Below are 26,218 nucleotides of genomic sequence, written 5' to 3' on the forward strand. Positions count from 1 at the left end.
ATGACGTCCGAGAGCGCGGAGAACGTGGAACCCGGCACGGTCCGGCCCGGCGGGCGCACCGCCCGGGTACGTGAATCCGTCCTGCGTGCGGCAGGTGACGCGCTGGCCGAGCACGGCTTCGACCGGCTCGACCTCGCCGATGTCGCACGGCGCGCCGAGGTGGGCAAGACGACCGTCTACCGGCGCTGGTCCACCACGACCGGTCTGATCGCCGACCTTCTCGACGACATGGCCGAACAGTCCTCGCCGCGGACCAGGAGCGGCTCACTGGACGAGGACCTCAGGGCCAACGCCCGGCTCGTGCTGTCGACGCTCACCGACGCGCGCCAGGGCGCCCTGTTCCGGTCCGTGATCGCCGCGGCGACCTGCGACGCGCGCACGGCCCAGGCCCTGCACCGGTTCTACGCGGTCCGCATCGAGGAGTGGGCAGGGTGCGTCACCGAGGCCGTCGAGCGCGGCGAGCTTCCCGCCGGGACCGATCCGGACGAGGTGATCCGCGCCGTGTCGGCCCCCCTCTACTACCGCCTGCTGGCCAGCGGCGACCCGCTCGACGAGGCGGCCGCCGACCGCGCAGCCGAGGCGGCGGTCGCGGCGGCGAAGGCCGGCGCGTATGTGTCCGCGAGGTGAGCCGGGCCGGGTGCGTACGCGAGTGAGCGCCGCCAGGTACGCAGGGGCCGGGTTCGGCCGGTCCGCCGGTGAGTGCTCTCAGTTCGCCCGCAGGCGGGCCGCCCAGGGATGGCCGGCGCCCTCGGCCAGGGTGATCGTCTCCGTAAGCCAGGAACGCCCGTCCTCGCCGAGCACGGGCAGTGCGGCCTCGAAGTCCTGCTCGTCCTTGGGCCGCCGGGACCTGGCCTTGTAGAGGAGCTGGACCTCCGGCGCGAGGTAGGGCACGCCGTCGCCCGAGACCCGGCCGAGCCGTTCCAGCGGGAGACGGATCCTCGGGTCGCGGCGGAACACCCAGTCCCCGTCCTCCACGTCGTCGAGCATGAACTGCATCCGCCACGGTTCGCCCGCGCCCGGCCGGCACCAGATGTCGTGGACCCTCGGCGGGAGGATCTCGCCGGGGAGCCAGGGGCGCAGGGTGCCGGGCGGATCGGCGGCCCACCACTGCCCGTCCGGCAGGATCCGCTGGACGGCGAGCTGGTCGCGGCGCAACAGGAGGACGTCGATGTCACCGTGGTCCCGGAACGCGCGGCCCACGGCCAGTTCGACCGCGTACCCGCCCGCGATCCACCACGGTGTGCGCAGCGGGGCGAGCAGGTCCGCGGCGGCGGCGAGGGACATCGGCTCCCAGGGGCCCCAGGGCGTTTCCGTGCGCATCGGTTCCCGTCGGATCGTCGGCCCGGCCGCTCAGCCGCCGGTGAGGAGGTGGCGGTAGCTGTCGGGGTGCTCGCGGAGGTACGTGGCCAGGCTCATGGGCGGACGGCCCGTGAGGGTGGCCACGGCATCGGAGACGGTGGCCATCTCCCCGGCCGCGATGGCTTCGTACGAGGTCACCCAGCCGGCCACCTCCCAGTCCGGCGCGCCGTAGCCGGACCGCGAGGCGTAGGCCTCCTCCCGGGTCTCCGGCACGTAGGTGACGGTCCGTCCGGTGACCCGGCCCAGTTCCTCGGCGGCCTCGGCGAGGGTGAACGCCTCGGGCCCGGTGAGGTCGTACGTCAGCCCGTCGTGCGTCGGGCCGGCGGGGTCGGTGCCGGACAGCAGGACGGCGGTCGCCGCGTCGGCGATGTCCTCGTGGGCCACCGCGGCGACCCTGCCGTCACCGGCCGGTCCGCGCAGGACTCCGTCGGTGCCGGTCATCGCCGGGAGGCCGGCCAGGTACCAGCTGTCGCGCAGGAAGGTGTGCCGGACGCCGGAGACCCGGATGTGGGCCTCGGTGTCCCAGTGGTCCCGGGCGAAGGTGAACGTCGCATCCGGTGCGGCGCCGAGGAAGGAGACGTACACGATCCGCTCGACGCCTGCCGCGACCGCCGCGTCCACGGCCGTGGTGTGCTCGTGCACGCGGTCCGGGCTCTCGTGCGCCGAGACGAGGAACAGGGTGTGCGCCCCGGCCAGGGCGCGGCGCATGGCCTCGCCGTCCCCGTACGGCGCGGGCGGTGCGATGTCGGCGCCCGGCAGTTCGGGCAGCCGGGACGGGTCGCGGCCGAGGAGCCGTACGGGGACGCCCGCCCGGGTCAGCCGCCGGGCGACCCGGCCGCCGAGCGCGCCGCTCGCCCCCGTGACGGCGGTGAGCGGGCCGTTCGTGACGCCTTCGGAATCCTGCGTGGGGTCTGTGGGGCTCATGAGAGGTTGCCTTTCTCGTACGGCCAGGGGCGCACCTCCACGACCGCCCCGACCGGAACCGGTCCGTAGATGTGCGGGAACTCCTCGCCACCGGGCCTGAGCGACTCGTATCGCACGGGCACCTGGAGCCGTCCGGTGTCGATGACGAGCACCACCAGGTCCTGGTCACCGGCTCCGGCCCCGCTCCCGGCGCCGTACAGCAACTCGGCCACACCGGCGAGCTGGTGGGGCAGTGAGCAGTGGATGAAGCCCTCTTCGTGCAGGGTGCGGCCGCGGGTGGACATCTCGTACGTCCCGGTCCCGCGGGCCGCCTCCCACAACGGGCGTTCGGTCAGGTGCAGCAGTTCGGTCATGGGTCAAAACTAGGGTCTTCCGTTTGGATCAGGCCGGACCCCGCGAGCCCGGCGTGATCCGAACGATCCGAACGATCCGAACCAAAGGCCTAGTGCCCGCGTCGACGCGTCCTGCGGGCGATGAGCGTGGCCGCCGAGCCGGCGACGAGCAGGGCGGCCGCGATTCCACCGATCACCCATTCACCGCCGCGCGAGCCCGTGTCCGGGAGCTGTCCGCCGTGGTGGGGCGGTCCGGGCCGACCGCTGTCGGTCGGGGTGGGGTGCGGGGCCGGCGTCGACTCCGAGGGGGACGGCCCGGGGCTGTCGGAGTCGGTGGGCGTCGGCGTGGGCGAGTCCGTGGGGCTGGGTGTGGGTGAATCCGTCGGGGTCGGTGACGGCGAGTCCGTCGGGGTCGGTGACGGCGACGGCTCCTCTCCGCAGTCCGGCAGATCGCCGTCGAACGGGTAGGCGTGCAGCTCCTGCCCGCCCGACTCCCCTTCCGAGGTATGGGTCAGCGAACCGGCGCTGTAGAAACGGCCGTTGGTGCCACTGATCGCGACCGTCGCCAGGCTGGACTGCTGGCCGATCAGCACGCTGCCCTGGAACTGCCCGGTGCCCTTCAGTCCGATCGTGGTGGCGTCCGGGAAGTTCCACAGCAGGTGCTCGCGGAGTCCGGACTGCGGCAGCGAGCCCATGTAGGTGCTGATGTTGCGGGTCGTGCCGTAGACGTTGACCAGCACCGTCGCGCCGTCCGGGATGTCGCGGAAGACGATGCCCTCCTGACCGCCGGACTCCGTCATCAGATCGGCGTCCAGCTCGAAGACCTGGAGGGCGGAGGTGCCGTCGCCGTTGAAGTAGGTCTCCGAGCCGGTCTGTTCCACCGTCCCGTTGGCCGGGCGCCGGTGGTCCTCGTTGTCGTCGTACGCGTAGCAGTGGCTGGCCGCCGTCAGCTGGTCGCGCAGCGCGGTGTACGGATCGGTGGCGTCGGCGTCGTGGACCGGGTCGGGGATCACCGTCCCGCTGAGGCCCTGGGCGTAGCGCACCACGCCGTGGTTGGAGCCCTCCTCGGCCAGGAGGCGCTGCTCGTTCGCGACGGTCAGATCGCCGCCGACCGTCAGGTAGTCGGAACCGTCCGGCGGCGGTACCTGTGATCCTCCGCCCGCGACGCCGACGTTGTAGATCTGCGAGACGCCCTGCCGCTTGTTCATGTCGAACTGCCCAAGGGTGACGATCTTGCCCTCGGCCTCGGCGGCGGCTTCCCTCACGAGGTAGTCGCCGCCGACGAAGATGTTGATGTTGCTGTCGTGGTAGATGACGGGGTCGCTGTTCGGATCCGGCCAGGTGGGAGGGCAGTCGTCCCCGAGACACGGGCCGAGCCCGCCGGGCAGCGGGTCGGCGGCGGCAGCAGGCGCGAGCGCCCCCACCATGGCCGCCGCCGCTGCCACCGTCACCGCCACGCGGTGGGTTTTACCGCTTCTGCGCATTTTCGTTCCCATATAGCGCAATATGCAGCTTATGGGGCACTGAGGAGGGCATGCCACGCCGGGCGGTCGGCCTCATCCGCCGACTGCCCACACCCGCCGACGGCCCTCGCCCCCGGACGGCCCTCGTCCCCGACGGCCCTCGTCCCCCGATGGCCCTCGTCCCCCGACGGCCTCGGAGGGCTGCCGCCGTCGCGGTGCTGCCGTCGTCGCGGTGGCTGCCGTCGTCAGCCGGCCAGCAGCTTCGCCTCGGCCGCCGGGTCGACGCCTTTCAGCGGACGGTCGGCGCGCTGCGGAGCCGTACCGCCGATCGCGCACAGCCAGGCCCAGGTGTCGGCCACCGTCTCCTCGACCGGACGGCAGCGCAGGCCCGCCGCGTACGCCCTGCTGACATCGCCCTGGTGGAGCGTGTCGTACAGCTCCCCCGGCGGCAGCCAGACCGGCAGATCCGTCCACGGCTCCACGCCCGCCGCGAGGATCCGCTCGGCGTCGGTCCAGCGCAGCTCCGCGTCGGAACCGGTGGTCCGTACGCAGGCGTTCAGCAGCCCGCCCATCGTGGTGTGCCCTGGACGGCTGACCAGGTTGTACGGGCCGTGCAGGCGCTGACCGGAGGCGTCCAGGAGCCATTCCGCGAGGTCGCGGACGTCGATGTACTGCACGTCCAGGTCCGGTGTGCCGGGCGCGAGCACGGGGCCGCCGCGCGCGATCCGCGTCAGCCACCACGGCAGCCGGCCGACGTTCTCCCAGGGGCCGATGATCAGCCCCGCGCGGGCCAGCAGCGCCCGGTCCCCGAAGGCGTCCAGCACGGCCAGTTCACCGCCGAGCTTGGCCTGTGCGTACGGGACGTCGCCGCCGGCGTCCGGCGAGGCGCCCTCCACCAGCGGGCCGTCCTCGGGCAGGCCCGCCGGTGCCGGGTAGTCGTACACCGACCGGCTGGAGACGTACGTGTAGTGCGCGGCGCGGCCGGAGAGCAGCCGGGCCGCGTCCCGTACCGCCGAGGGCGCACCGCTCCAGGTGTCGACGACCAGGTCCCAGGTGTACGTCCCGTCACCCGGCCCGGTGACCCCGGCGAGCGCCGCGAGGCCGTCCTCCTCGGTGCGGTCGCCGAGCAGTTCGGCCACGCCGGGCGGCGGCGCGTGACGCCCGCGGTGGAACACCGTGACGTCCCAGCCCCGCGCGAGCGCGGCCTCGGTGACGGCCCTGCCGACGAATTCCGTACCACCCAGGATCAGAAGCCTCATGCCCCGACTCTGCCCTCCCGTGCCCCGGTCCGGAGCGGTCCTCGCTCTCGGCGGAATCGCTGTCGGCGCAATCGTCCCGGCTCCGGCACGGCTCACCCGGACACCCCGCCCCGGGCGGCGGCGGGCCCGGGCTCAGGAGAGGGCGAGCGGGCTGCGGTGGCGCAGCAGCCACTGGTGATACCCGGCTGCCCGCCGGGCCGCCTCCCGGTACGCGGCCTCCAGTTCCCCGTACACCACCGTCATGTCGGCGCCCGGCCGGGAGACCAGCAGCAGCCGGACGGCGAGCGGGTCGTCGCGCAGCGGGCGGATCGCCATGTCGTCGCGCGGGCCCGAGGTGGGCTGGCACGGCGCCACCGCCTCGCCGAGGACGATGAGCGAGGCGGCCGTGAGGTAGTCGCCGTGCAGCACGGTCGGCGCGACACCGGCGGCGCCGAACACCCGGCGCAGGCCGTCCCATTCGCCGTCGACCGTGGGATCGACCATCCACCGGTCGGCGGCCAGGTCGGCCAGGTCGACTACGGGCAGGGCGGCCGCCGGATGATCGCGGGCCATGGAGACGAACTGCGGTTCGCGGTCCAGCAGGACGCGCTGCTCCAGCCCCTCGGGAACGGGCAGCGGGCAACCCTCCACCTCGTGCACGAAGGCGACGTCGAGCCGGCCCGCCCCGACCGCGCGCAGCAGTGCGCGGGCCGAGACGTCGACCATCAGCGAGATGTCCGTGCCCGGCAGCCGGATCCGCAGTCTGCGCAGCCAGCCGCCGATGACCCGGCTGGCGGTGCAGCCGATCCGCAGCCGCGGCCCGCCGGCCCGGGCGGCGTCCGCCTCCGCCTTCGCCTCGGTGACGAGCGCGCTCATGCCGTCGACGAGGGGCCGGGCGCGGCCGATGACGGCGCGGCCGAGCAGGGTGGGCCGGCAGCCGGTGCGTTCGCGGCTGAACAGTTCGGCGCCCAGCGTGTTCTCGATCCGGCGCAGCTGGGTGGTGAGCGAGGGCTGGCTGACGCCCAGTCTGCGGGCCGCCCGGTGCAGGCTGCCGGTGTCGGCGATGGCGCACAGCGCCCTGAGGTGCCTCACCTCAAGCTCCATGCTGCCGAGGGTAGGACGGCGGAGTCGCACCGCACCAGACGCCGCAACCTCATCAAATGATGCCAATTCACCGGCTGTTGGCCCGACCGGCGTCCGCGGTGCGCCCGCGGGACGCTGCCGGGCGATAGGGCGGCGCTATCGCCGGTTGGCATTATCCGCGCGGGGCCGCGTTCCCCGACACTCACTGCGTACCGCCCCCGTCCGTGTCCGCTGACCGGGCGGGGTCCCCCTGGCAGGTAACCGGCAGGAGAACCCCCCATGAGACACCCCAGGACCATCATGTCGGCCGTGGCCGGCCTCGGCTTCGGCCTCGCCGCAGCGCTGGGCACCGCCCCGGCGATCGCTTCCGCGGCCCCGGCGCCCGTCGCTCCCCCCGCATCCGCGCCCGCCGTCCACTCCGCGTACACCTCCCACGCCGGATCGCACGAGAGCGCCGCCGCCAACAAGGCGTTCTTCGAGGCGGTGGCGAAGTCGGTGGCCGAGAAGCGGGCCGCCCACCCGGGCGTCCAGGCCGTCACCATCGTCTACAGCGCGGCGAACGCGCCGAGCTTCCGTTCGGAGATATCCAACAGCGCGCAGATCTGGAACAGCTCCGTCTCCAACGTCCGGCTGCAGGAAGGCTCCAACGCCGACTTCGCGTACTACGAGGGCAACGACCCGAGCGGCTCGTACGCCAGTACGGACGGGCACGGCAACGGATACATCTTCCTCGACTACGCACAGAACCAGCAGTACGACTCGACCCGCGTGACGACCCACGAGACCGGCCACGTCCTCGGCCTGCCGGACCACTACTCGGGCCCGTGCAGCGAGCTGATGTCGGGCGGGGGCCCCGGCCCGTCGTGCACCAACCCGTATCCGAACTCCACTGAGCGCAACAACGTGAACTACCTCTGGCAGAACGGCTTCGCGGCCGCCCTCGCCCGCAGCGGTTCCTGACCGCGCCGCTCCACGGGAACGAGACGAGGGCCACCCCGCAGGACGGGGTGGCCCTTCGCCGGTCGCGTGCGCGCCGCGGCTCTCATCCGGCCGCGAGCTCGCGGCGGACCAGGGCCACCAGTTCGTCCTCCGTCATGCCGAGTCCACGCGCCTCGCCGACCATCTCGCGCACCCGCTCCAGCAGCCTGGCGCGGTGCGGGGAGGCACCGTCCGCGACGACCGCGCCCCGGCCGCGCCGCAGTTCGATCAGCCCTTCCTCGCGCAGCCGCTGGTAGCCGCGCAGGGCCGTGTGGACATTCACGCCGAGCGATTCGGCGAGCGCACGGGCGGCGGGCAGTCGTTCACCGGGGGCCACGGCCCCGTCGGCGACGGCGCGGCGCACACAGGCCGCGATCTGGTCGCCGAGCGGCACGGTGGAGGTCGGGTCGACCCTGAAGAGCATGATCAGTGTTCCGTTCGGCGCTGGTCGATCAGGGTGTTGAGGAGCGCGGCAGCCGTCGCCGAGTCGTCGACCGTGACCGCGAAGTCCCGGCCGTCGGCCAACCGTGCCACGATCCCCTCACCGGAACGAATCATGACGCCGGTGCGCCCCGGCCGGATGCGGTAGCCCCAGCCCCCGTACTCGGCGAGCGGCCTGATGTCCCGGCTGGCCGCCGTCTCGATCCGGTCGAGCGGCACCCGGACGCGCGGCCACGGCAGCATCCCGGAGACGGTGATCCCCCGCCGGTCCACGGCCACGTTCGGACGGGCGAAGGCCAGCAGGAGCAGCCCGATCAGGAGGGCCGGAACCGCGGCGCTCCAGCCCACGGTGAACAGCAGCACGACACCTCCGGCGCAGGTCAGCGCCGCCGCGGGCAGCAGCCACCGGTTCCCGGTGCTGCGCGCCCACCCCGCCACCTCCCCGGCGGCCAGCGCGATCCGCTCCCCGCCCGCCGATCCTCGTGCCGTCCCGTCCGACGGGGGCTCCTCCGGTACGGGGCCGAGTGCGGCGAGCACCAGCCCCAGGCCGAAGGCGAGCGCGGCGGCCCCCAGGGCGGCGGCCAGCTGCCACATCGGGAACGAGACGTCCTGGGCACGGCCCTGCGCGTCCTGGGAGGCGTCCACGTTGACGAGCAGGACCACCGCCATCAGGTAGCCCAGGAAGGCGGCGACGGCGTAGCCACAGGCGACCACCCTGTTGTACGCCCGGCCGTGGAACCCTCCCCGGGCGGCCATCAGGGCCCACAGCACGCCGGTACCGAGGAGCAGCACCGTGGTGACGACGACGTAGGAGGTGCGGCCCGCGTAGTCGTCCGCCCGGCCGTTGCCCACGAAGTGGCTGGCCAGCTGGGCGGGCAGGCGGTCGCGACGGGTGGCGAAGAGGATCAGGTCGGCGGCGAGGGCGAGCAGGAACGGCAGAGCGGCGAGAGCCGCACGGGCGGTGTTCTTCCGGTTCATGAAAACCTCCATTGTTTGCATGCTAGTAGAACAATGAAGGCAGGGCAACGCGGTCCTACGGCAGCCCGCCTGTGCGGGCGGAACGACGAACCGGCCCGACGGCGGCATGCCGTCGGGCCGGTTGAGGGGGTGTCAGGTCAGGGGTGTCAGGTGATGGCGGGGGGAGTGCGGGGTGGGTCATGCGGGCCGCGGCGGCGGTCGTCCGCCGCTGCGGTCAGGCCGTTTCGAGCGGGAAGGCGCCTCGGTGGCCGGTGCCGGCGCCCGCGTCCGGGCGGGGCTCGAACTCACGGCAGCTCCAGACCTCCTGGACGAATCCGCTGCGCCGGTCCCACAGGTCCAGGACGTCGTCCTCGCCGGCTGCCCCGCGGTAGGCGTCCTTGGCACCGCGGAAGCAGGCGAGGCCGCCGGAGAGGCCTCGTCCGGGTGCCGGGAAGTAGTCCGAGAAGGCGCACGCGATGCATGTCTGGAGCCGGATCCCGGGCGGCAGGGAGCGCTGAATGGTGGCGAGCGCGGCACCGAAGTCGCTCTCGGCCCGATGGGACCGGAAGGCCGCGCCGCCGTAGCGCAGCTCCAGCGAGAGATACGGGTCGGGCCTGCGGAGCGACAACAGGCAGCTCAGTGTTGCCTGATGGACCGCGCCGTCCGCGGTGACGGGGAACGGCAGGTCCCATTCCAGGACGCAGTCGTTGAGCACCCCGTCGGCAAGGGTGAACACTCCGCTCTCCGGCGGCATGCCCGCGACCGGGCACAGCGCGTCGAAGCTCTTGCCCTCGAAGTCGACGCCCCTGATGCGAAGCCGGAGTTGCTGCCCGTCGGTGGTGAGGATGACGGCATCGGAGCCCTGTCGGTCCCGGTACCACCCTGCCCACGACTCATCTGTCATGGGCAGGGACTGTAGCCCGTGGCTCGGACACTCCCCGTGCCGCCCTCCACTTCGCCGCCCGGCCCCTGTGACCTCGGCCGATCTCGGGTCCACCTCCGTTCGGCGCGTCCGGCTCCGTTCCGGGCGGTGCGTCCGGCTCCGTTCCGTTCAGCGCTTCCGCCTCCGTTCGGCGCGCCCCTCTCCGCTCAGCGCGTCCGACCCGTTCCGCTCAGCGCGTCCGATCGCGTCCGGCCCCGTTCCGCTCGGTGCTTCCGGCTCCCTTCCGTTCAGCGCGTCCGCATCAGTTCAGCGCCCTCCCCCTCCGTTCAGTGCCCTCCCCCTCCGTTCAGTGCCCTCCCCCTCCGTTCAATGCGTCCGGCGGGTGACGAACTCCGCCAGGGCCAGGAGATCGCCCGCCGCCGAGAGATCGGGCACGGCCCGGGACAGGTGGTGGACCGCGCGTGCCATGCGGTCCGCGGCGCAGACCTGGGCCCAGTCGCGGCCGCCCGCCCGGTCGACGGCGTCGGACGCGCGGACGACCTCACCGGCGGTGTTCATCGGGCCCCGGTAGAGCGCGGCGAGTTCCGCCGCCGCCGGGGTGCCCGAGGTCAGCGCGGCAACCACGGGCAGCGACTTCTTGTGGGCCGCGAGATCGGCGCCGACCGGCTTCCCGGTCTGGGCCGGGTCGCCCCAGATGCCGATCAGGTCGTCGATGAGCTGGAAGGCGAGTCCGGCCTCCCGGCCGAAGCCGTCCATCGCCTGGACCGCGCGCTCCTCCACTCCCGCGTAGAGCGCGCCCAGCGCGCAGGCACAGCCGAGCAGCGCTCCCGTCTTCGCCGTCGCCATGGTGAGGCACTCGTCCAGCGTGACCTCGTCCGGCCCGCGTTCCTCGAAGGCACAGTCCGCCTGCTGGCCCGCGCACAGCTCGATGACACAGGTGGAGAGCCGGGCCGAGGCGCGGGCCGACACCGCACGCGGATCCTCGGCCAGGAGCCGCTGGGCGAGGGCGAGCATGGCGTCACCCGCGATGACGGCGTCGGGAACACCGAAGACGGTCCAGGCCGTGGCCCGGTGGCGGCGGGTACGGTCCTCGTCGATGACGTCGTCGTGCAACAGGGTGAAGTTGTGGGCCAGTTCCACGGCGACGGCGGCCCGCACGGCATCTCTGGGATCGCCGCCGAGCGCACGCGTCGCGGCCAGGACGAGCGCGGGTCTGATCGCCTTGCCGGCGCCGCCCGCGGCGGGGCTGCCGTCGGCGTGCTCCCAGCCGAAGTGGTACATCGCCACGCGCCGGATCGATCCCGGCAGTGAGGCGACCGCGGCCCGCAGATGCGGATCGACGAGGGTCCGGGTGTACTCCAGGAGCGCCGCGGCCTCGTTGCCCTCGGTGGCGGCGGCGTCGGTACGGGTCATGGTCAATCGGTCACCCCGGTCGTTGCCGTCCCCGGCCCCGGTGGCTTTCACCCCGGCGGCCGGGAACGTGGGTGGTTGCTGTGGGTGTGCCGGCTGCGGCCGGCGGGGTCCCGGACCCGGCGGGCCCGGGACCCCGCGGACTCACCGCCAGCGGCTGACTTCGACGTTCTCCAGGACACCGAGGGCGTCCGGGACCAGGACGGCCGCGGAGTAGTAGGCCGTCACGAGGTAGGAGATGATCGCCTGCTCGTCGATCCCCATGAAGCGAACCGACAGACTGGGCTCGATCTCGTCCGGGATACCCGTCTGCTGGAGGCCGATGACGCCCTGTTCGGCCTCGCCGGTCCTCATGCAGATGATCGACGTGGTGCGGGCGTCCGTGACCGGGATCTTGTTGGACGGGAAGATCGGAACCCCGCGCCAGGCCGGCACGTGGTGCCCGCCGACATCCACGCTCTCCGGCACCAGACCGCGCTTGTTGCACTCGCGTCCGAAGGCGGCGATGGCCCTGGGATGCGCGAGGAAGAGCTTCGATCCACGGCGGCGCGACAGCAGTTCGTCCATGTCGTCGGGGGTGGGCGCCCCGTCGTGCGGCTGGAGCCGCTGCCCGTAATCGCAGTTGTTGAGCAGGCCGAACTCCCGGTTGTTGATCAGCTCGTGCTCCTGGCGCTCACGCAGCGCCTCGACCGTGAGCCGCAACTGCTGCTCGGTCTGGTTCATCGGCTGGTTGTAGAGGTCGGCAACCCTGCTGTGGACCTTCAGAACCGTCTGGGCCACGCTCAGTTCGTACTCGCGGGGCGCGGCCTCGTAGTCCACGTACGTGTGCGGGACGACGGCCTCGCCGACATGCCCGGCGGACAGGTCGATCTCCGCCTCGCCGTACTTGTTCGTGCGCTGTTGCGGGATGGCGAGCAGCCCGGCGAGATGGTTGCTCAGCGAGTCGGCCCGCTCGGCGAGGTTGAGCACATCGGCCCGCCTCAGGGTCAGGACCGTGCACGCCGTGACGGCGCGGGCCGTGTACTCCCAGAGCGCGTCGCCCTCGATGAGGGAGTGGTCTCCGAAGTAGGCGCCGTCCGCGTGGACTCCGAGCACGGTCTCGTCCCCGTAGGGCCCGGTGCCGACCTTCTCGACCTTTCCGTGCGCCAGCAGGAAGACCCGGTCCGCCGCCTCGCCCGCCGTCGCCAGGAGCTGTCCGGCGGGAATTTCGCGCTGCTCGCACCGCCTGGCCAGCTCGGCGAGCACTTCTTCGTCCCCGAAGTCCCTCAGAGCCGGGAGTTCACCGAGCTCGGCCGGGATCACGGAGACCCGGTCCCCTGTCTGTACGAAGGTCACCCTGCCGTCCCCGACCGAATAGCTCAGCCGGCGGTTCACCCGGTACGTGCCGCCCTGCACCTGGACCCACGGAAGCATCTTCAGCAGCCACCGTGAGGTGATCTCCTGCATCTGCGGAGCGGACTTGGTGGTCGTCGCGAGGTTCCGCGCGGCTGCCGTACCAAGACTCTGCTGCGGCGGCATCTGCACGTTCTGAACCTCTTCGCCAACGGACATCTGTCGTCCTCTCGATTCATCGGCTGACCTGCGAGAAGAACCTTTCAGCATGCGGACTCGCCACGCCATTACACAAAAGAGTGTGACTAATCGGGCTTTGGGCTGGGCACAACGCTGCGCGATGTTAATTTGCATACGGAATGCAAATCCACCTACCGTGACGGCCATGCGGCTGACGAGATTCACCGACGTGGCACTGCGGGTGCTGATGCGTCTGGCCGTCGTGGACAACGAGGACCCGCCGACCACCCGGGAGGTGGCGGCGACGATGCAGGTGCCGTACTCCCACGCCGCGAAGGTCGTGGCCCGCCTCCAGCACCTCGGCCTGATCGAGGCGCGACGGGGCCGCGGGGGCGGACTCGCCCTCACCCCGGCCGGCCGTTCCGGCTCCATCGGCGGGCTCGTCCGCGAGCTCGAGGGCCCGGGCGACGTCGTCGAGTGCGAGGGCGCCACCCCGTGCCCGCTGCGGTCGGACTGCCGGCTGCGCCACGCCCTGCGTGCCGCCTCGGAGGCGTTCTACGCCTCGCTCGACCCGCTCACCGTCACCGAACTGGTCTCCTCCCCGACCGGCCCGCTGCTGATCGGCATCAGCAGCAGACCGCCCGCGGACGACTGAACCGACCCCCGCCGCACCGGGCCCACAGCCCGGTTCCTACACTGCTTTTAAATGCGCATCTGAGATGCCAATTCTGAATCCGAGGAGTTAACGATGCTCTCCGAGCCGTCGACCGCCACCGTCCGTGCCACGCTTCCCGCCGTCGGCGCGGCCATCGGGGACATCGCCGATCTCTTCTACCGCAAGCTGTTCGACGCCCACCCCGAGCTGCTGCGCGACCTGTTCAACCGCGGCAACCAGGCCTCCGGCGCCCAGCGTCAGGCGCTCGCCGGCTCCATCGCCGCGTTCGCGACCCAGCTGGTCGAGCACCCCGGGACCCGGCCCGACGTGATGCTCGACCGCATCGCGCACAAGCACGCCTCCCTCGGCGTCACGGCCGCCCAGTACGACGTCGTGCACACCCACCTGTTCGCGGCCATCGCCGAAGTGCTCGGTGACGCGGTGACGCCCGAGGTCGCGGCCGCCTGGGACGAGGTCTACTGGCTGATGGCCAACGCCCTGATCGCCATCGAGGAGCGGCTGTACGCACAGCAGGGCGTCGTCGCCGGCGACGTCTGGCGCGACTGGGAGGTGGTCTCGCGCACCGAGGAGACCGCGGACGTCGCCACGTTCCAGCTCCGTCCGGCCGACGGCGCCCCCGCCCCCGCCTTCCGCCCCGGCCAGTACGTGTCCGTGCAGGTCGAACTCGCCGACGGGGCACGCCAGATACGCCAGTACAGCCTCTCCAGCGCCCCCGGATCGGCGCTCCGTTCGTTCACCGTCAAGCGGGTGCACGGCGCCGGCGCCCCCGACGGCGAGGTCTCGCGGCACCTCCACGCCCAGGCCCGCCCCGGCGACCGGCTCCGGATCTCGGCCCCGTACGGCGACCTCGTACTGAAGTCCGCCGACGCCCCGCTCCTGCTCGCCTCGGCGGGCATCGGCTGCACCCCGATCCTGTCGATGCTGGAGCACCTCGCGGACACCGGCCACCACGCGCCGGTGACCGTGGTGCACGGCGACCGCTCCCCCGCGGACCACGCGCTGCGTGCCGACCACGCCCGGTTCACCGCCGAACTTCCCGACGCCTCGGCGCACTTCTGGTACGAGAACCCGGAGCAGGGCCACCCCGCGGACCGCACCGGTCTCGTCGACCTGGCCGGCGTGGCCATCCCGTCCGGCACGCACGCCTACCTCTGCGGCCCGCTGCCCTTCATGCGGGCCGTGCGCACCCAGCTGCTCGCCAAGGGCGTCCCGGCGGCGGACATCCACTACGAGGTGTTCGGCCCCGACCTGTGGCTCGCCCAGGGCTGAGAGGCGGCCGGTGCTCGCGGGAATGACCGGATCGGCTCGCACACCGTCCGAACAAGGCCCCGGAATCTCCCCGTGACTGGTCCGGGACACCGTCCGTCGGGTAAAAGCGCCGTACGGACACACTCCCCCACGCACGAAGGAGTCGGCCATGTCCTCACCCATGTCCGCGAGCACCTTTCTCGACGCCCTGAAGGACGAGGGGCTCACCGTCGTCCAGGTCGGCGACTGGCGCACCCACAACCGCAACCACAAGGGCCCCTGGGGGCCGGTCAACGGCGTGATGATCCATCACACGGTCACCAGGGGAACCGCCGCCACCGTCCGGATCTGCCGCGACGGCCACCCGGCGCTGCCGGGGCCGCTGTGCCACGGCGTCATCGCCAAGGACGGCCGGGTCCACCTGGTCGGCTACGGGCGAACCAACCACGCCGGGCTCGGCGACGACGACGTGCTGCGCGCCGTCATCGCCGAGAAGCGCCTGCCGTCGGACAACGAGGCCAACACCGACGGAAACCGGCACTTCTACGGCTTCGAGTGCGAGAACCTCGGCGACGGCGAGGACCCCTGGCCCGCCGTTCAGCTCGAAGCCATCGAGAAGGCGGCGGCCGCGGTCTGCCGCCACCACGGCTGGAACTCCCGGTCGGTCATCGGCCACCGCGAGTGGCAGCCCGGCAAGGTCGACCCGCGCGGCTTCTCCATGACCTCCATGCGGGCACGGATCCACGACCGCCTGAAGTAGTCCGGGGCGGCTCCGGCCGGAGCGCGGCCACAATGAAGCCATGCTCTCCACGCCTCCCGACGGACAGGACCCCGCCCTCTCCCGGCTGCGGCCGGCGCTCCCGTCACCCCTGCAGCCGGCCCGGGACGAGCGCTTCGCGCGTCACGGCGTGACGCTGCTCCTGAAGCGCGACGACCTGATCCACGCGGATCTGCCGGGCAACAAGTGGCGCAAACTCGCCCCGAACCTCCGCGCGGCAGCCGGCCGGACCGTGCTGACGTTCGGCGGCGCCTACTCCAACCACCTGCGCGCCACGGCCGCCGCGGGCCGGCTGCTGGGCTTTCGCACCGTCGGCGTGGTCCGGGGCGACGAGCTCGCCCACCGCCCGCTCAACCCCTCGCTGGCCCGGTGCGCGGCCGACGGCATGCGGCTGCACTTCGTGGACCGCAAGACGTACCGCGAGAAGACCGATCCGCAGGTCCTGGCGGCCCTGCTGAGCACTTACGGAGAGTGCGAGGTCATCCCGGAGGGCGGCAGCAACGCCGTGGCCGCACAGGGCTGCGCAGAGCTCGGCCGCGAGCTGCGCGGGACGGCGGACGTGGCGGCCGTGGCCTGCGGCACCGGGGGCACCCTCGCCGGACTCGCCGCAGGACTGGCCCCGGGGCAACGCGCCCTCGGCGTCCCGGTCCTGCGCGGCGGTTTCCTGGGGGAAGCGGTCCGGGACCTCCAGCGGGATGCGTTCGGCGGACCGGCCGGCACCTGGTCCCTGGACGAACGTTTCCACTTCGGCGGGTACGCCCGCACCACACCCGCCCTGCACGCGTTCGCCGACGACTTCGAGGACCGCCACGGGCTGCCGGTCGAACGGCTCTATGTGGCCAAACTCCTCTACGCGCTCACCGTGCTGGCCGATGAGGGCGCGTTCGCCGCCGGAACCACGGTCGCGGCCGTGATCACGGGACGCCCGGACGATCAGTCCGACTCCTCCCGGTAGGCGGCGGCCTCCTCCAGGTCGAGGCGTCTGAGCAGCGTCCGCATCATCTCGTCGTCGATACGGCGCTCGTCCCGCAACCGTACGAAGACCTCGCGCTCGGCCTCGATCATCTCGCCGGCCAGTCGCCGGTAGGTGTCGTCCGCCGACTCGCCCGTCACCGGGTTGGCCGCCCCGAGGCGCTCCCAGACGGCGTTGCGGCGGCGCTCCAGGACGGTGCGCAGCCGGTCGGTGAGCGGCTGGGGCAGACAGTTGCGCCGGTCGGTGAGCAGCTCCTCCAGGCGCGCCTCGGCGGCCGTGGACGCCTCGCTCTGCGCCTGCGCCTCGGCCAGCGTCTCTGCCTGCCGGTCGCGTCCGGGCAGCTTCAGGACCTTCACCATGACCGGCAGGGTGAGCCCCTGGATCACCAGGGTGCCGATGACCGTGGTGAACGTCAGGAACAGCACCAGGTTGCGTGCCGGGAACGCCTCGCCGTCGCTCGTGACCAGCGGGATCGAGAAGGCGATGGCGAGCGAGACGACGCCGCGCATCCCGGCCCAGCCGACGATCAGCGGCGAGGTCCAGTCGGTCTCGGGTTCGCGTTCCCTGATGCGTTTCGACAGCAGGCGGGGCACATAGGTCGCCGGATAGACCCAGATGAACCGCACCACGACGACCGCCAGGAACACCGCCACCGCGTACCAGAGGGCTTCGGCGACGGCGTACGTACCGAGCCCCTTCAGCACGAAGGGCAACTGGAGGCCGATCAGGGCGAAGACGGCGGACTCCAGGATGAACGCGACCATCTTCCAGACGGCTGCCTCCTGGAGCCGGGTGGCGAAGTCGACCTGCCAGGACCGGTGGCCCAGATAGAGCGCGACCACGACGACCGCGAGCACCCCGGAGGCGTGCACGCGTTCGGCCGCCGCGTACGCGACGAACGGGATCAGGAGCGACAGCGTGTTCTGGAGCAGGGGTTCCTTGAGGTGCGTACGGAGCCAGTGCAGCGGGACCATGAGGACCAGTCCGACGCCTACACCGCCGACCGAGGCCAGCAGGAACTCGCCGATCCCGCCGCCCCAGCTCATGCCCTCGCCCACGGCCGCGGCGAGCGCCACCTTGTAGGCGGTGATCGCGGTGGCGTCGTTCACCAGGGATTCGCCCTGAAGGATCGTCGTGACCCGGGCGGGCAGGCCGACCCGGCGCGCGATGGCCGCGGCGGTGACGGCGTCCGGCGGGGCGATGACGGCGCCCAGCACCAGCGCGGCCGTGAGCGGCAGGTCGGGCACCAGCCGGTACGCCAGCCAGCCCACCGCGACGGTGGCGAACAGCACGTAGCCGACGGAGAGCAGCGCGACGGGACGGATGTTGGCCCGCAGGTCCAGGTACGAACTGTCCACGGCCGCCGTGTAGAGCAGCGGTGGCAGCAGGAGCGGCAGCACGATGTGCGCGTCCAGGGTGTACGTCGGCACCCCGGGCACGTACGAGCCGATCAGCCCGAGGGCCACCAGCAACAGGGGGGCCGGCACCGGCGTCCGGCGGGCCAGGCCGGCCGTTGCCGCACTCGCCGCGACCAGTGCCACCAGTGGCAATGCGTCCATCTCACGGTCCTCGCATCCGTCGTAACCTGGCCATCATGAGCGAGTGCCCGCATGTACCGGACCTGCCGCGCCCCGAGCCCGCAGCCCTCTCCGAGTCCTGTCCCGAATGCCTGGCGGCGGGCACCCACCCCGTGCAACTGCGACTCTGCCTGATCTGCGGCCATGTCGGCTGCTGCGATTCGTCGCCCCGGCAGCACGCCACGGGGCACTTCAAGGAGACCGGTCACCCCGTGATGCGGAGCTTCGAGGCCGGCGAGAGCTGGCGCTGGTGCTTCGAGGACGGTTCGATCGTCTGACGTCTGGGTACGTCAAACCGGCGCCTGTTGTTCGTAATTGACTGCCGCAGACCCCTAGCCACTGTGTGTGCTCATGGGCTTACCATGAGTGACAGTCATGGGACGGGTCCCGGCGACACGGCATCATGGATCGCGATAGCGTCGCCGGACCAAGAACCGAAGACGTACCGCATGGCTCCGGGCGACTCTTCCCGGATCCTCGAAGAGTTTGTGCCACCTTGGAGGTGAGGGTGTCCCAGATCGCAGGCGAGCCCGGGAATCAGGACTTCGTAGAGGTCCGGCTGCCCGCTGCGGGTGCCTACCTGTCGGTGCTGCGTACGGCCACGGCCGGTCTCGCAGCGCGTTTGGACTTCACTCTCGACGAGATCGAGGATCTTCGCATCGCGGTCGACGAGGCCTGCGCGATCCTGCTCCAGCAGGCCGTGCCGGGTTCCGTCCTCAGCTGCGTGTTCCGGCTCGTCGACGATTCTCTCGAGGTGACGGTTTCGGCCCCGACGACGGACGGCCGGGCCCCGGAGCGCGACACGTTCGCCTGGACGGTGCTCTCCGCACTGGCCGGAAAGGTCGACTCCTCGGTCGCCGATGACCGTACGGTCAGCATCAGCCTGTACAAACAGCGCGGCGCGGGACCCGGGCCGGCGTGAGCAACGGGAACGGGGACGGTCCTGTGCGGGACGAGACGATCCGACCAGGGGTGGTGCGCGCAGCGGGCATCCCGGAACAGCAGGCCCTGCCTCATCCGGTGGACGGGGCGGACCTGCCCCGTGCGGTGGACGGGGCCGAAGGGCCCGCCGGCACTACGGTCGCGGTGGAGAAGTCGCAGGCGGAGCGGGCGGGCCAGATGAGCGAACACGGGCACCACGATCCACACGACCGCAGCGGGGCGCGGGCGCTGTTCATCGAGCTGGGCAAGCTCCCGGACGGGTCACCCGAGAAGGCGGAGCTGCGCAACCGGCTCGTGCGGATGCACCTGCCACTGGTGGAGCACCTGGCGCGGCGCTTCCGCAACCGCGGCGAGCCCCTGGACGATCTGACCCAGGTCGCGACCATCGGCCTGATCAAGTCGGTGGACCGGTTCGACCCGGAGCGCGGCGTCGAGTTCTCCACGTACGCGACCCCCACGGTCGTCGGCGAGATCAAGCGGCACTTCCGCGACAAGGGCTGGGCGGTGCGCGTGCCGCGCCGGCTCCAGGAGCTGCGCCTCTCGCTGACCACGGCGACCGCGGAGCTCTCCCAGCAGCACGGCCGCTCGCCCACGGTGCACGAGCTGGCGGAGCGGCTCGGCATCTCCGAGGAAGAGGTCCTGGAGGGCCTGGAATCGGCCAACGCGTACAGCACGCTCTCGCTGGACGTGCCGGACACGGACGACGAGTCCCCCGCGGTCGCGGACACGCTCGGCTCCGAGGACGAGGCGCTGGAGGGTGTCGAGTACCGGGAGTCGCTCAAGCCGCTGCTGGAGGACCTGCCGCCGCGCGAGAAGCGGATTCTGCTGCTTCGCTTCTTCGGCAACATGACCCAGTCGCAGATCGCTCAGGAGGTCGGCATCTCTCAGATGCACGTCTCCCGGCTGCTGGCCCGCACCCTGGCCCAGTTGCGCGAGCGGCTGCTCGTCGAGGAGTAGGCGGGCGAGGGGGCGGCCGGACGCCACCCGTCCGGCCGGCCCCGAGGCTGCCGTACCGCGCCTCAGGCGTCCGCGTCGGGCGTCGCGCCCGGCCTGCGGATGCCGAGCGCCTCGATGGTCGCCGGGCGGGCCAGCTGGAACAGCGCGGTCAGCGCCACCGCGGCGAGCACGATGCCGGCCGGGATCAGCGCCCCCTGGGACCGCAGCAGCGTCCAGGCCACCGGCAGCGCGATGATCTGCGTGATGAGCGCGGGGCCACGGCTCCAGCTCCGCCGCTGAAGCAGCCCGCGGGCGGCGAAGAGCGGGATCAGCCCCAGGGCGATCACCGTCAGACCGCCCATTTCGGCCTGCTGCGGGCTGTCGGGGCTGCCGAGCAGCCCCATCACCAGCATGGAGACCCCGCCGATGACGAGGGCCGCCCCTTCGAGGGCGCTGAGCCCGGCCACGAGCGTGAGCCTGGCCGGCTTCGGCGGCTGGGCCGAGGGCGTCGGCGAGGGCGCGTTCTGCTGAGTACTCACCCTTGCAGGTTGGCATCCCCGGCACCCGAAAGTGAAGCCGGGGTCGGAACGCCACCGGCCGGCCGGAGGCTCATCCCGCACGGACCGGCGCACCGCGCCCATGCCGTCACACAGCGTGAAGGCATCCGGGCAGGACTTCAGGCCGATACCTCGCGGTAGGTAGTCTGGCAGCCATGCGCGCACTTCTTGTGGTCAATCCAGCTGCTACCACCACCAGTGCGCGGACCCGTGACGTGCTGATTCATGCACTGGCCAGCGAGATGAAGCTGGAGGCCGTGTCCACGGAGTACCGCGGGCACGCCCGTGACCTGGGACGACGGGCCGCCGACAGTGACGACATCGACCTCGTGGTCGCGCTCGGCGGTGACGGCACGGTCAACGAGGTCGTGAACGGCCTGCTCCACAAGGGCCCCGACATCGACAACCTGCCGAAACTCGCCGTGGTTCCCGGCGGCTCGACCAATGTCTTCGCACGGGCGCTCGGCCTCCCGAACGACGCGGTGGAGGCGACCGGCGCCATCCTGGACGCACTCGCCAACCGCACCGAACGGACGGTGGGCCTCGGCCTGGCGGCCGGCACCCCCGGCACGGAGGACGAATCGGTTCCGGAGCGATGGTTCACCTTCTGCGCCGGCCTCGGATTCGACGCCGGCGTGATCGGCCGTGTCGAACAACAGCGCGAGCGCGGCAAGCGTTCGACGCATGCGCTGTACGTGCGCCAGGTGATGCGGCAGTTCCTGGAGGAGCCGCATCGGCGACAGGGAATCATCACGCTGGAAGTACCCGGCCAGGACCCGGTCACCGACCTCGCGCTCTCCATAATCTGCAACACGGCTCCCTGGACATACCTGGGGAACCGGCCGATCTACGCCTCCCCGAAGGCGTCGTTCGACACCGCCCTGGACGTCCTCGGCCTGCACCGACTGTCCACCCCGGCCGTCACCCGGTACGCCACACAGCTGCTGACTTCCAGCCCGGAAAAGGGCCCGCGCGGCAAGCACGCCGTTTCACTGCATGACCTCACGGACTTCACCTTGCATTCAAAGGCCCCACTGCCCCTCCAGATGGACGGTGACCACCTGGGGCTGCGTACAAGTGTGACGTTCACAGGCGTACGCCGTGCACTGCGTGTGATTGTGTGAGCGGAAGGGACCAAAGTCCTTTAACTCGAACGTTTGGACTGGCTTCCACCCTCTAGAAGTACGGCTGTGACCTAGCCGACACCGAGGAATCAAAAAAAACTTTCCAGAAGGGGTTGTATCCGTCGCCGAGGTTTGGGAATCTCTACATGGCGATCGGGACGGCCCGCAACAACGGCCTCCACTGAGAGCCAGAATCCCTCCTCACCACACAGGACCACAACCAGTTCATCTGGGCGTCGGCCCTACACGTACGGAGGGGTTCGTGAAAGCGTTCACATTCACAAGCCACAGTACGTATACCAAGGAGAGGTAGCAGCCATGGACTGGCGTCACAACGCCGTTTGTCGTGAGGAAGACCCGGAGCTGTTCTTCCCCATCGGCAACACCGGTCCTGCGCTGCTGCAGATCGAGGAAGCCAAGGCCGTCTGCCGTCGCTGCCCCGTCATGGAGCAGTGCCTGCAGTGGGCGCTCGAGTCCGGCCAGGACTCCGGCGTCTGGGGTGGCCTCAGCGAGGACGAGCGCCGCGCAATGAAGCGCCGTGCCGCTCGCAACCGGGCGCGTAACGCCAGCGCCTGACCGACGCCACCGCTACGAACCTCAGCCAGGCGGCGCGTACAGAGCGTACGCATCACCCCGCCCCCCGAGTCGCAGCGCGCAGTACCCCACGAAGCGCATGCTTGACCAGAGAGCCCGGACCGTTACCAACGGTCCGGGCTCTCTGCTGTGCGCCCCCACGCGCCAGTCGTGAGCGCGGGCGGGAAGCACGTTCGTACGTGCTACGCGCGGACGAGCGTACGTCCGCCCGCGCCGTTTCTCGGCGCGGGCGGGGATGGGTTCATACGTGCTACTTGTCGGCGCGGACCGGGAGGTCGAGGACGATCTGGGTACCGCGTTCGGGTGCCGGCACCATGCCGAACGAGCCGCTCAGCTCGCCCTCCACCAGCGTCCGCACGATCTGGAGGCCCAGATTCCCGGCGCGCTGCGGGTCGAATCCCTCGGGCAGGCCGCACCCGTCGTCCTGAACGGTGATCAGCAGCCGCCCTTCCGTGGGCGAACCGCCGCGCACCGCGGAGACCTCGACCGTGCCGGACTCGGCCACGCCGAACGCGTGCTCCAGGGCGTTCTGCAGCACTTCGGTGAGGACCATCGCCAGCGGCGTGGCCACTTCGGCGTCGAGGATGCCGAAGCGTCCGGTGCGCCGGCAGGTGACCTTGCCCGGGGAGATCTCGGCGACCATGGCGATGACCCGGTCGGCGATCTCGTCGAACTCCACCCGCTCGTCCAGATTCTGGGACAGCGTCTCATGGACGATGGCGATCGAACCGACGCGCCGGACCGCCTCGTTGAGCGCCTCACGGCCCTGCGGGGAGTCCATTCGCCGGGCCTGCAGACGCAACAGGGCAGCCACCGTCTGGAGGTTGTTCTTCACCCGGTGGTGGATCTCCCGGATGGTGGCGTCCTTCGTGATCAACTCGCGTTCACGACGACGCAGTTCGGTGACGTCTCGCAGCAGGACCAGCGAGCCGATGCGGACGCCCTTGGGTTTGAGGGGGATCGCCCGGAGCTGGATCACACCGCCCGCGCACTCGACCTCGAACTCCCGTGGCGCGTAACCGCTGGCCAGTTTGACCAGCGCCTCGTCCACCGGGCCGCGGGAGGGCGCCAGTTCGGCCGTGATCCCGCCGAGATGCTGTCCGACCAGGTCGGAGGCGAGGCCCAGGCGGTGATAGGCGGAGAGGCCGTTGGGGCTGGCGTACTGGACGACTCCGTCGGCGTCGAGGCGGACCAGCCCGTCGCCGACGCGCGGCGAGGCGTCCATGTCGACCTGCTGGCCGGGGAACGGGAAGGACCCGGCCGCGATCATCTGCGCCAGGTCGGAGGCGGACTGGAGGTAGGTGAGCTCCAGCCGGGACGGGGTGCGGACCGTGAGCAGGTTGGTGTTGCGCGCGATGACACCCAGCACGCGGCCCTCCCTGCGTACGGGGATCGACTCGACCCGTACGGGGACCTCCTCCCGCCACTCCGGGTCGCCCTCGCGCACGATCCGGCCCTCGTCCAGCGCCGCGTCCAGCAGCGGACGGCGGCCGCGCGGGACCAGATGGCCGACCATGTCGTCCTGGTAGGAGGTGGGGCCGGTGTTGGGCCGCATCTGGGCGACGGACACGTAGCGGGTACCGTCACGCGTGGGGACCCAGAGAACGAGGTCGGCGAAGGACAGGTCGGAGAGCAGTTGCCACTCCGAGACCAGCAGATGGAGCCACTCGAGGTCGGTGTCACTCAGGGCGGTGTGCTGGCGGACGAGGTCGTTCATGGAGGGCACGTGTGCGAGCGTACCTGTGGATGCGGACAGGTTCCGAACCGGACGGCCCGCCCGTACGTGCAGGAGGAGGGACCGGAAATCACCGTGCCCCACGGATGGACACCGTGAGTGGTCTAGTCCACAATGCTGAAGACAGAGCCTCCGCTCTCCCCGCACAGGAGAGCGGAACGAGGTACCCGCGCTCTCTGCCCTGACTGCGCCGGTACCTCTCCCCGGCCGGGGGCACCGCACACCGCCGGCCGAGCCGATCGCCCTCACGGGCGGTCCTACTCCGGGCTGCGGTGCTGGTCGGGCTGAGGGTCCCGGCCCGGCGCCGCGGCCCGCGGGTGTTTCCGGAGGCCGAGTCGGCGGGTCAGCGGGTTTCCGTGACCTTCGCGAGCGCGCGCGGCGCGTCCGGGTCCTGGCCGCGGGCGATCGTCACCTCGTAGGCCAGCATCTGCAGCGGCAGGATCTCCAGGATCGGCTGGACCTCTTCGGCGACCCCGGCCGTGGGCAGCACGAAGCCCGCGGAGGCCGCTTCCACCTGGGCCTTCGGGCCGACCACGAAAAGGTCCGCTCCACGGCCGCGCAGCCGGTCGAGCACCGGCTGCAGGGCCTCGCCGCCCCGGCCGTCGGTGACCACGGCGATCACGGGGGAGATGTTGTCGACCATCGCGAGCGGACCGTGCAGCAGATCGGCGCCGGAGTACGACAGCGCGGGGATGTAACTGGTCTCCATCAGCTTCAGGGCGGCTTCCTTGGCCGTGGGGTAGCCGTAGCCGCGCGAGGTGATCACCATGCGCTCGGCGAAGCGGTAGCGGGACGCCAGGGCCTTGACCTCTTCCCTGCGCGCCAGGATCGCCCCGGCGAGTTCCGGCAGGATCGCGGCCGCCGCGCCGTCGCCGCCGCGCAGCCCTTCCACGAAGAGGTACAGGCAGAGCAGCGAGGCGGTGTACGTCTTGGTGGCCGGGAGGGCCTTCTCCGGCCCGGCCAGGATGTCGATGTGGTACTCGGAGACCGCGGCGAGCGGTGAGTCCGGACTGTTGGTCACCGCGAGCGTGACCGCGCCGGCCTCCCGGGCGGCCTTCGTCGACGCCACCAGGTCGGGCGATCCGCCGGACTGGCTCACGGTGATGACCAGGACGTCCCTGAGGTCCGGCTTCGCGCCGTACGCGGTGGTCGTGGACATCGAGGCCAGGCCGCAGGGCAGACCGAGCGTGATCTCCATCAGGTACTTGGCGTAGAGCGCGGCGTTGTCCGACGTGCCGCGGGCGGTGAGCAGGACGAAGCGGGGCTTGCGGGCCGCGATCTCGGCCGCCACCGCCCGGATGGCGGGCGCCCCCCGGTCGAGGATGCGCCGCAGCATCTCGGGCTGCTCGGCCATTTCGCCGGACATGATCCGGCCGGGCTGCTCGCCCTCGTCGGCCGGGTACGTGGCGGACATGTCTGGTGCCTCCCGGGGTGTCGCGGTGCGTCGGTCAAGTCAACACGGGGCATCGCGGGCCCGCCAGCGGACGGCCCCGGCGGGAAGGCGCCGACGCGCCCCGAAACGCGGGGCCCACGGAGGCCCGGGGGGCCGTGTCCGGGGGCGGGAATTCTGCTAGATTAGGACTTAGATTGGTCTATACCACATGTCTTCACTCTAGATCGGCAGGCCCCGCGTGGAAGTTGTCATCGTCCCGGACGCCAAGGCAGGCGGCGAACTGATCGCGGGGGCCATCGGCGCCCTGCTCAGCCGTAAGCCCGACGCCCTTCTCGGCGTTGCCACCGGATCGACCCCGCTGCCCATCTACCGGGCGCTGGCCGAGAAGGTCCGCTCCGGCGCAGTGGACGCGTCGCGCGCCCGCATCTGCCAGCTCGACGAGTACGTGGGGCTGCCGACGGGCCACCCGGAGTCGTACCGCTCCGTGGTGCTGCGCGAGGTCGTCGAGCCGCTCGGGCTCTCGGAGGCGTCGTTCATGGGCCCCGACGGCTCCGCCGAGGACGTCCAGGCCGCCTGCGAGGCGTACGACCAGGCGCTCGCCGACGCCGGCGGGGTGGACCTCCAGCTGCTCGGCATCGGTACGGACGGACACATCGGGTTCAACGAGCCGTGCTCCTCGCTCGCCTCGCGCACCCGGATCAAGACGCTGACCGAGCAGACGCGGGTCGACAACGCGCGCTTCTTCGACGACGACATCGAGCAGGTTCCGCACCACGTCATCACCCAGGGCATCGGCACGATCCTGGAGTCCCGCCACCCGATCCTGCTCGCGACGGGCGAGGGCAAGGCGGACGCCGTGGCACAGACGGTCGAGGGACCGGTCGCCGCGATCGTGCCCGCGTCGGCGCTGCAGCTGCACCCGCACGCAACGGTCGTGGTCGACGAGGCGGCGGCGTCGAAGCTGAAGCTGGCGGACTACTTCCGCGCCACGTATGCGGCGAAGCCGCTGTGGCAGGGCATTTAGTTCTGGCGGTACGCGGGAGGGCCGGGGCACCGTGTGGTGTCCCGGCCCTCTTGCGTGCGGGTGCGTTCCGCGTGGACGCTC

At 71.5% G+C, this 26,218-nt stretch carries 27 protein-coding genes; 12 read left to right on the plus strand and 15 right to left on the minus strand.

The window, feature by feature from the left end; genetic code table 11:
- A complete protein-coding gene (locus ACIQMX_RS01005; protein ID WP_363066375.1) occupies positions 1–627 on the plus strand; it encodes a TetR/AcrR family transcriptional regulator in 627 nt (208 codons plus the stop codon).
- A 78-nt stretch (positions 628–705) separates the two neighbouring features.
- Here ACIQMX_RS01005 and ACIQMX_RS01010 read toward each other — a convergent pair whose 3' ends face one another.
- The 6 genes from ACIQMX_RS01010 to ACIQMX_RS01035 all read right to left on the minus strand — a co-directional run bounded on the left by ACIQMX_RS01010 (position 706) and on the right by ACIQMX_RS01035 (position 6,420).
- Complete coding sequence (locus tag ACIQMX_RS01010) at positions 706–1,320, minus strand: nucleotidyltransferase domain-containing protein (protein WP_402474241.1); 615 nt, start codon at positions 1,318–1,320, stop codon at positions 706–708.
- A 30-nt stretch (positions 1,321–1,350) separates the two neighbouring features.
- Positions 1,351–2,283: an SDR family oxidoreductase gene (locus tag ACIQMX_RS01015; protein WP_402474243.1), complete on the minus strand. Its 933-nt coding sequence runs from the start codon at positions 2,281–2,283 to the stop codon at positions 1,351–1,353.
- Complete coding sequence (locus ACIQMX_RS01020) at positions 2,280–2,636, minus strand: DUF952 domain-containing protein (protein ID WP_402474246.1); 357 nt, start codon at positions 2,634–2,636, stop codon at positions 2,280–2,282. Before ACIQMX_RS01020 ends, ACIQMX_RS01015 begins: the two co-directional genes overlap by 4 nt.
- An 89-nt stretch (positions 2,637–2,725) precedes the next feature.
- Positions 2,726–4,072, minus strand: a complete 1,347-nt coding sequence (locus ACIQMX_RS01025) for a choice-of-anchor A family protein (protein ID WP_402474248.1) — start codon at positions 4,070–4,072, stop codon at positions 2,726–2,728.
- Positions 4,073–4,323: 251 nt separating this feature from the next.
- A complete protein-coding gene (locus ACIQMX_RS01030) occupies positions 4,324–5,337 on the minus strand; it encodes an NAD-dependent epimerase/dehydratase family protein (protein WP_402474250.1) in 1,014 nt (337 codons plus the stop codon).
- Between the two features lie 132 nt (positions 5,338–5,469).
- Positions 5,470–6,420: a LysR family transcriptional regulator gene (locus tag ACIQMX_RS01035; protein ID WP_363066386.1), complete on the minus strand. Its 951-nt coding sequence runs from the start codon at positions 6,418–6,420 to the stop codon at positions 5,470–5,472.
- 258 nt (positions 6,421–6,678) lie between these two features.
- Here ACIQMX_RS01035 and snpA point away from each other — a divergent pair, with 258 nt between their 5' ends.
- Positions 6,679–7,359: a snapalysin gene (gene snpA / locus ACIQMX_RS01040; protein ID WP_363066388.1), complete on the plus strand. Its 681-nt coding sequence runs from the start codon at positions 6,679–6,681 to the stop codon at positions 7,357–7,359.
- A gap of 82 nt (positions 7,360–7,441) precedes the next feature.
- Here snpA and ACIQMX_RS01045 read toward each other — a convergent pair whose 3' ends face one another.
- From ACIQMX_RS01045 to ACIQMX_RS01065, 5 genes are all read right to left on the minus strand, one after another.
- Positions 7,442–7,801, minus strand: coding sequence for a GntR family transcriptional regulator (locus tag ACIQMX_RS01045; RefSeq protein ID WP_363066390.1), 360 nt, complete (start codon positions 7,799–7,801; stop codon positions 7,442–7,444).
- Positions 7,802–7,803: 2 nt separating this feature from the next.
- Positions 7,804–8,796 carry a DUF1648 domain-containing protein gene (locus tag ACIQMX_RS01050; protein ID WP_402474254.1) on the minus strand — a complete coding sequence of 331 codons (993 nt, stop codon included), beginning with the start codon at positions 8,794–8,796 and terminating at the stop codon, positions 7,804–7,806.
- 214 nt (positions 8,797–9,010) lie between these two features.
- Entirely contained in the window at positions 9,011–9,679 is a 669-nt protein-coding gene (locus tag ACIQMX_RS01055) for a DUF6304 family protein (RefSeq protein ID WP_363066394.1), read from the minus strand.
- A gap of 345 nt (positions 9,680–10,024) precedes the next feature.
- A complete protein-coding gene (locus ACIQMX_RS01060) occupies positions 10,025–11,071 on the minus strand; it encodes a family 2 encapsulin nanocompartment cargo protein polyprenyl transferase (RefSeq protein WP_402474256.1) in 1,047 nt (348 codons plus the stop codon).
- 141 nt (positions 11,072–11,212) lie between these two features.
- A complete protein-coding gene (locus tag ACIQMX_RS01065; RefSeq protein ID WP_363066398.1) occupies positions 11,213–12,619 on the minus strand; it encodes a family 2B encapsulin nanocompartment shell protein in 1,407 nt (468 codons plus the stop codon).
- A 166-nt stretch (positions 12,620–12,785) separates the two neighbouring features.
- Here ACIQMX_RS01065 and ACIQMX_RS01070 point away from each other — a divergent pair, with 166 nt between their 5' ends.
- The 4 genes from ACIQMX_RS01070 to ACIQMX_RS01085 all read left to right on the plus strand — a co-directional run bounded on the left by ACIQMX_RS01070 (position 12,786) and on the right by ACIQMX_RS01085 (position 16,237).
- Positions 12,786–13,235 carry an Rrf2 family transcriptional regulator gene (locus ACIQMX_RS01070; protein ID WP_363066400.1) on the plus strand — a complete coding sequence of 150 codons (450 nt, stop codon included), beginning with the start codon at positions 12,786–12,788 and terminating at the stop codon, positions 13,233–13,235.
- Positions 13,236–13,328: 93 nt separating this feature from the next.
- Entirely contained in the window at positions 13,329–14,525 is a 1,197-nt protein-coding gene (locus ACIQMX_RS01075; protein ID WP_402474259.1) for a globin domain-containing protein, read from the plus strand.
- Between the two features lie 148 nt (positions 14,526–14,673).
- Positions 14,674–15,264 (plus strand): peptidoglycan recognition family protein, encoded by a 591-nt coding sequence (locus ACIQMX_RS01080; protein WP_363066404.1) that lies wholly within the window; start codon positions 14,674–14,676, stop codon positions 15,262–15,264.
- Between the two features lie 40 nt (positions 15,265–15,304).
- Positions 15,305–16,237, plus strand: coding sequence for a pyridoxal-phosphate dependent enzyme (locus ACIQMX_RS01085; RefSeq protein WP_363066406.1), 933 nt, complete (start codon positions 15,305–15,307; stop codon positions 16,235–16,237).
- On the opposite strand, the gene ACIQMX_RS01090 is transcribed toward ACIQMX_RS01085, so the two are convergent.
- On the minus strand, positions 16,216–17,814 hold the full coding sequence (locus tag ACIQMX_RS01090) for a Na+/H+ antiporter (RefSeq protein ID WP_363066408.1): 1,599 nt from the start codon (positions 17,812–17,814) through the stop codon (positions 16,216–16,218). The genes ACIQMX_RS01085 and ACIQMX_RS01090 overlap by 22 nt on opposite strands.
- A gap of 35 nt (positions 17,815–17,849) precedes the next feature.
- On the opposite strand from ACIQMX_RS01090, the gene ACIQMX_RS01095 reads away from it, so the two are divergent.
- The 3 genes from ACIQMX_RS01095 (at position 17,850) to ACIQMX_RS01105 (ending at position 19,731) form a co-directional block, all read left to right on the plus strand.
- Positions 17,850–18,110, plus strand: a complete 261-nt coding sequence (locus ACIQMX_RS01095; RefSeq protein ID WP_363066410.1) for a UBP-type zinc finger domain-containing protein — start codon at positions 17,850–17,852, stop codon at positions 18,108–18,110.
- 230 nt (positions 18,111–18,340) lie between these two features.
- A complete protein-coding gene (locus ACIQMX_RS01100) occupies positions 18,341–18,754 on the plus strand; it encodes an anti-sigma regulatory factor (RefSeq protein WP_067163834.1) in 414 nt (137 codons plus the stop codon).
- On the plus strand, positions 18,751–19,731 hold the full coding sequence (locus ACIQMX_RS01105; RefSeq protein ID WP_402474263.1) for an RNA polymerase sigma factor SigF: 981 nt from the start codon (positions 18,751–18,753) through the stop codon (positions 19,729–19,731). Before ACIQMX_RS01100 ends, ACIQMX_RS01105 begins: the two co-directional genes overlap by 4 nt.
- Before the next feature lie 62 nt (positions 19,732–19,793).
- Here ACIQMX_RS01105 and ACIQMX_RS01110 read toward each other — a convergent pair whose 3' ends face one another.
- A complete protein-coding gene (locus ACIQMX_RS01110) occupies positions 19,794–20,177 on the minus strand; it encodes a hypothetical protein (protein WP_363066658.1) in 384 nt (127 codons plus the stop codon).
- Positions 20,178–20,422: 245 nt separating this feature from the next.
- On the opposite strand from ACIQMX_RS01110, the gene ACIQMX_RS01115 reads away from it, so the two are divergent.
- Positions 20,423–21,391 carry a diacylglycerol kinase family protein gene (locus ACIQMX_RS01115; protein WP_363066412.1) on the plus strand — a complete coding sequence of 323 codons (969 nt, stop codon included), beginning with the start codon at positions 20,423–20,425 and terminating at the stop codon, positions 21,389–21,391.
- Between the two features lie 318 nt (positions 21,392–21,709).
- Positions 21,710–21,967, plus strand: a complete 258-nt coding sequence (locus tag ACIQMX_RS01120) for a WhiB family transcriptional regulator (RefSeq protein ID WP_003953983.1) — start codon at positions 21,710–21,712, stop codon at positions 21,965–21,967.
- Between the two features lie 268 nt (positions 21,968–22,235).
- Here the strand turns inward: ACIQMX_RS01120 and ACIQMX_RS01125 are convergent, their stop codons facing one another.
- Both ACIQMX_RS01125 and ACIQMX_RS01130 read right to left on the minus strand, forming a co-directional pair.
- Positions 22,236–23,702 carry a sensor histidine kinase gene (locus ACIQMX_RS01125; protein WP_402475557.1) on the minus strand — a complete coding sequence of 489 codons (1,467 nt, stop codon included), beginning with the start codon at positions 23,700–23,702 and terminating at the stop codon, positions 22,236–22,238.
- 361 nt (positions 23,703–24,063) lie between these two features.
- Positions 24,064–25,134 carry an SIS domain-containing protein gene (locus ACIQMX_RS01130; protein ID WP_363066414.1) on the minus strand — a complete coding sequence of 357 codons (1,071 nt, stop codon included), beginning with the start codon at positions 25,132–25,134 and terminating at the stop codon, positions 24,064–24,066.
- Between the two features lie 217 nt (positions 25,135–25,351).
- Between ACIQMX_RS01130 and nagB the strand changes: the two genes are divergently transcribed.
- Entirely contained in the window at positions 25,352–26,137 is a 786-nt protein-coding gene (gene nagB, locus ACIQMX_RS01135) for a glucosamine-6-phosphate deaminase (RefSeq protein ID WP_363066416.1), read from the plus strand.
- Positions 26,138–26,218 lie beyond the last annotated feature (81 nt).

It is taken from the genome of Streptomyces sp. NPDC091416, from assembly GCF_044756845.1.
In the GTDB taxonomy this organism is placed as follows: domain Bacteria; phylum Actinomycetota; class Actinomycetes; order Streptomycetales; family Streptomycetaceae; genus Streptomyces.

Excerpts from the sequence above, each read along its gene's own strand:
- ACIQMX_RS01005 (WP_363066375.1), top strand. The coding sequence starts at position 1 with ATGACGTCCGAGAGCGCGGAGAACGTGGAACCCGGCACGGTCCGGCCC.
- ACIQMX_RS01010 (WP_402474241.1), bottom strand. The coding sequence starts at position 1,320 with ATGCGCACGGAAACGCCCTGGGGCCCCTGGGAGCCGATGTCCCTCGCC.
- ACIQMX_RS01015 (WP_402474243.1), bottom strand. The coding sequence starts at position 2,283 with ATGAGCCCCACAGACCCCACGCAGGATTCCGAAGGCGTCACGAACGGC.
- ACIQMX_RS01020 (WP_402474246.1), bottom strand. The coding sequence starts at position 2,636 with ATGACCGAACTGCTGCACCTGACCGAACGCCCGTTGTGGGAGGCGGCC.
- ACIQMX_RS01030 (WP_402474250.1), bottom strand. The coding sequence starts at position 5,337 with ATGAGGCTTCTGATCCTGGGTGGTACGGAATTCGTCGGCAGGGCCGTC.
- ACIQMX_RS01035 (WP_363066386.1), bottom strand. The coding sequence starts at position 6,420 with ATGGAGCTTGAGGTGAGGCACCTCAGGGCGCTGTGCGCCATCGCCGAC.
- snpA (WP_363066388.1), top strand. The coding sequence starts at position 6,679 with ATGAGACACCCCAGGACCATCATGTCGGCCGTGGCCGGCCTCGGCTTC.
- ACIQMX_RS01045 (WP_363066390.1), bottom strand. The coding sequence starts at position 7,801 with ATGCTCTTCAGGGTCGACCCGACCTCCACCGTGCCGCTCGGCGACCAG.
- ACIQMX_RS01050 (WP_402474254.1), bottom strand. The coding sequence starts at position 8,796 with ATGAACCGGAAGAACACCGCCCGTGCGGCTCTCGCCGCTCTGCCGTTC.
- ACIQMX_RS01055 (WP_363066394.1), bottom strand. The coding sequence starts at position 9,679 with ATGACAGATGAGTCGTGGGCAGGGTGGTACCGGGACCGACAGGGCTCC.
- ACIQMX_RS01060 (WP_402474256.1), bottom strand. The coding sequence starts at position 11,071 with ATGACCCGTACCGACGCCGCCGCCACCGAGGGCAACGAGGCCGCGGCG.
- ACIQMX_RS01065 (WP_363066398.1), bottom strand. The coding sequence starts at position 12,619 with ATGTCCGTTGGCGAAGAGGTTCAGAACGTGCAGATGCCGCCGCAGCAG.
- ACIQMX_RS01070 (WP_363066400.1), top strand. The coding sequence starts at position 12,786 with ATGCGGCTGACGAGATTCACCGACGTGGCACTGCGGGTGCTGATGCGT.
- ACIQMX_RS01075 (WP_402474259.1), top strand. The coding sequence starts at position 13,329 with ATGCTCTCCGAGCCGTCGACCGCCACCGTCCGTGCCACGCTTCCCGCC.
- ACIQMX_RS01080 (WP_363066404.1), top strand. The coding sequence starts at position 14,674 with ATGTCCTCACCCATGTCCGCGAGCACCTTTCTCGACGCCCTGAAGGAC.
- ACIQMX_RS01085 (WP_363066406.1), top strand. The coding sequence starts at position 15,305 with ATGCTCTCCACGCCTCCCGACGGACAGGACCCCGCCCTCTCCCGGCTG.
- ACIQMX_RS01090 (WP_363066408.1), bottom strand. The coding sequence starts at position 17,814 with ATGGACGCATTGCCACTGGTGGCACTGGTCGCGGCGAGTGCGGCAACG.
- ACIQMX_RS01095 (WP_363066410.1), top strand. The coding sequence starts at position 17,850 with ATGAGCGAGTGCCCGCATGTACCGGACCTGCCGCGCCCCGAGCCCGCA.
- ACIQMX_RS01115 (WP_363066412.1), top strand. The coding sequence starts at position 20,423 with ATGCGCGCACTTCTTGTGGTCAATCCAGCTGCTACCACCACCAGTGCG.
- ACIQMX_RS01120 (WP_003953983.1), top strand. The coding sequence starts at position 21,710 with ATGGACTGGCGTCACAACGCCGTTTGTCGTGAGGAAGACCCGGAGCTG.
- ACIQMX_RS01125 (WP_402475557.1), bottom strand. The coding sequence starts at position 23,702 with ATGAACGACCTCGTCCGCCAGCACACCGCCCTGAGTGACACCGACCTC.
- ACIQMX_RS01130 (WP_363066414.1), bottom strand. The coding sequence starts at position 25,134 with ATGTCCGCCACGTACCCGGCCGACGAGGGCGAGCAGCCCGGCCGGATC.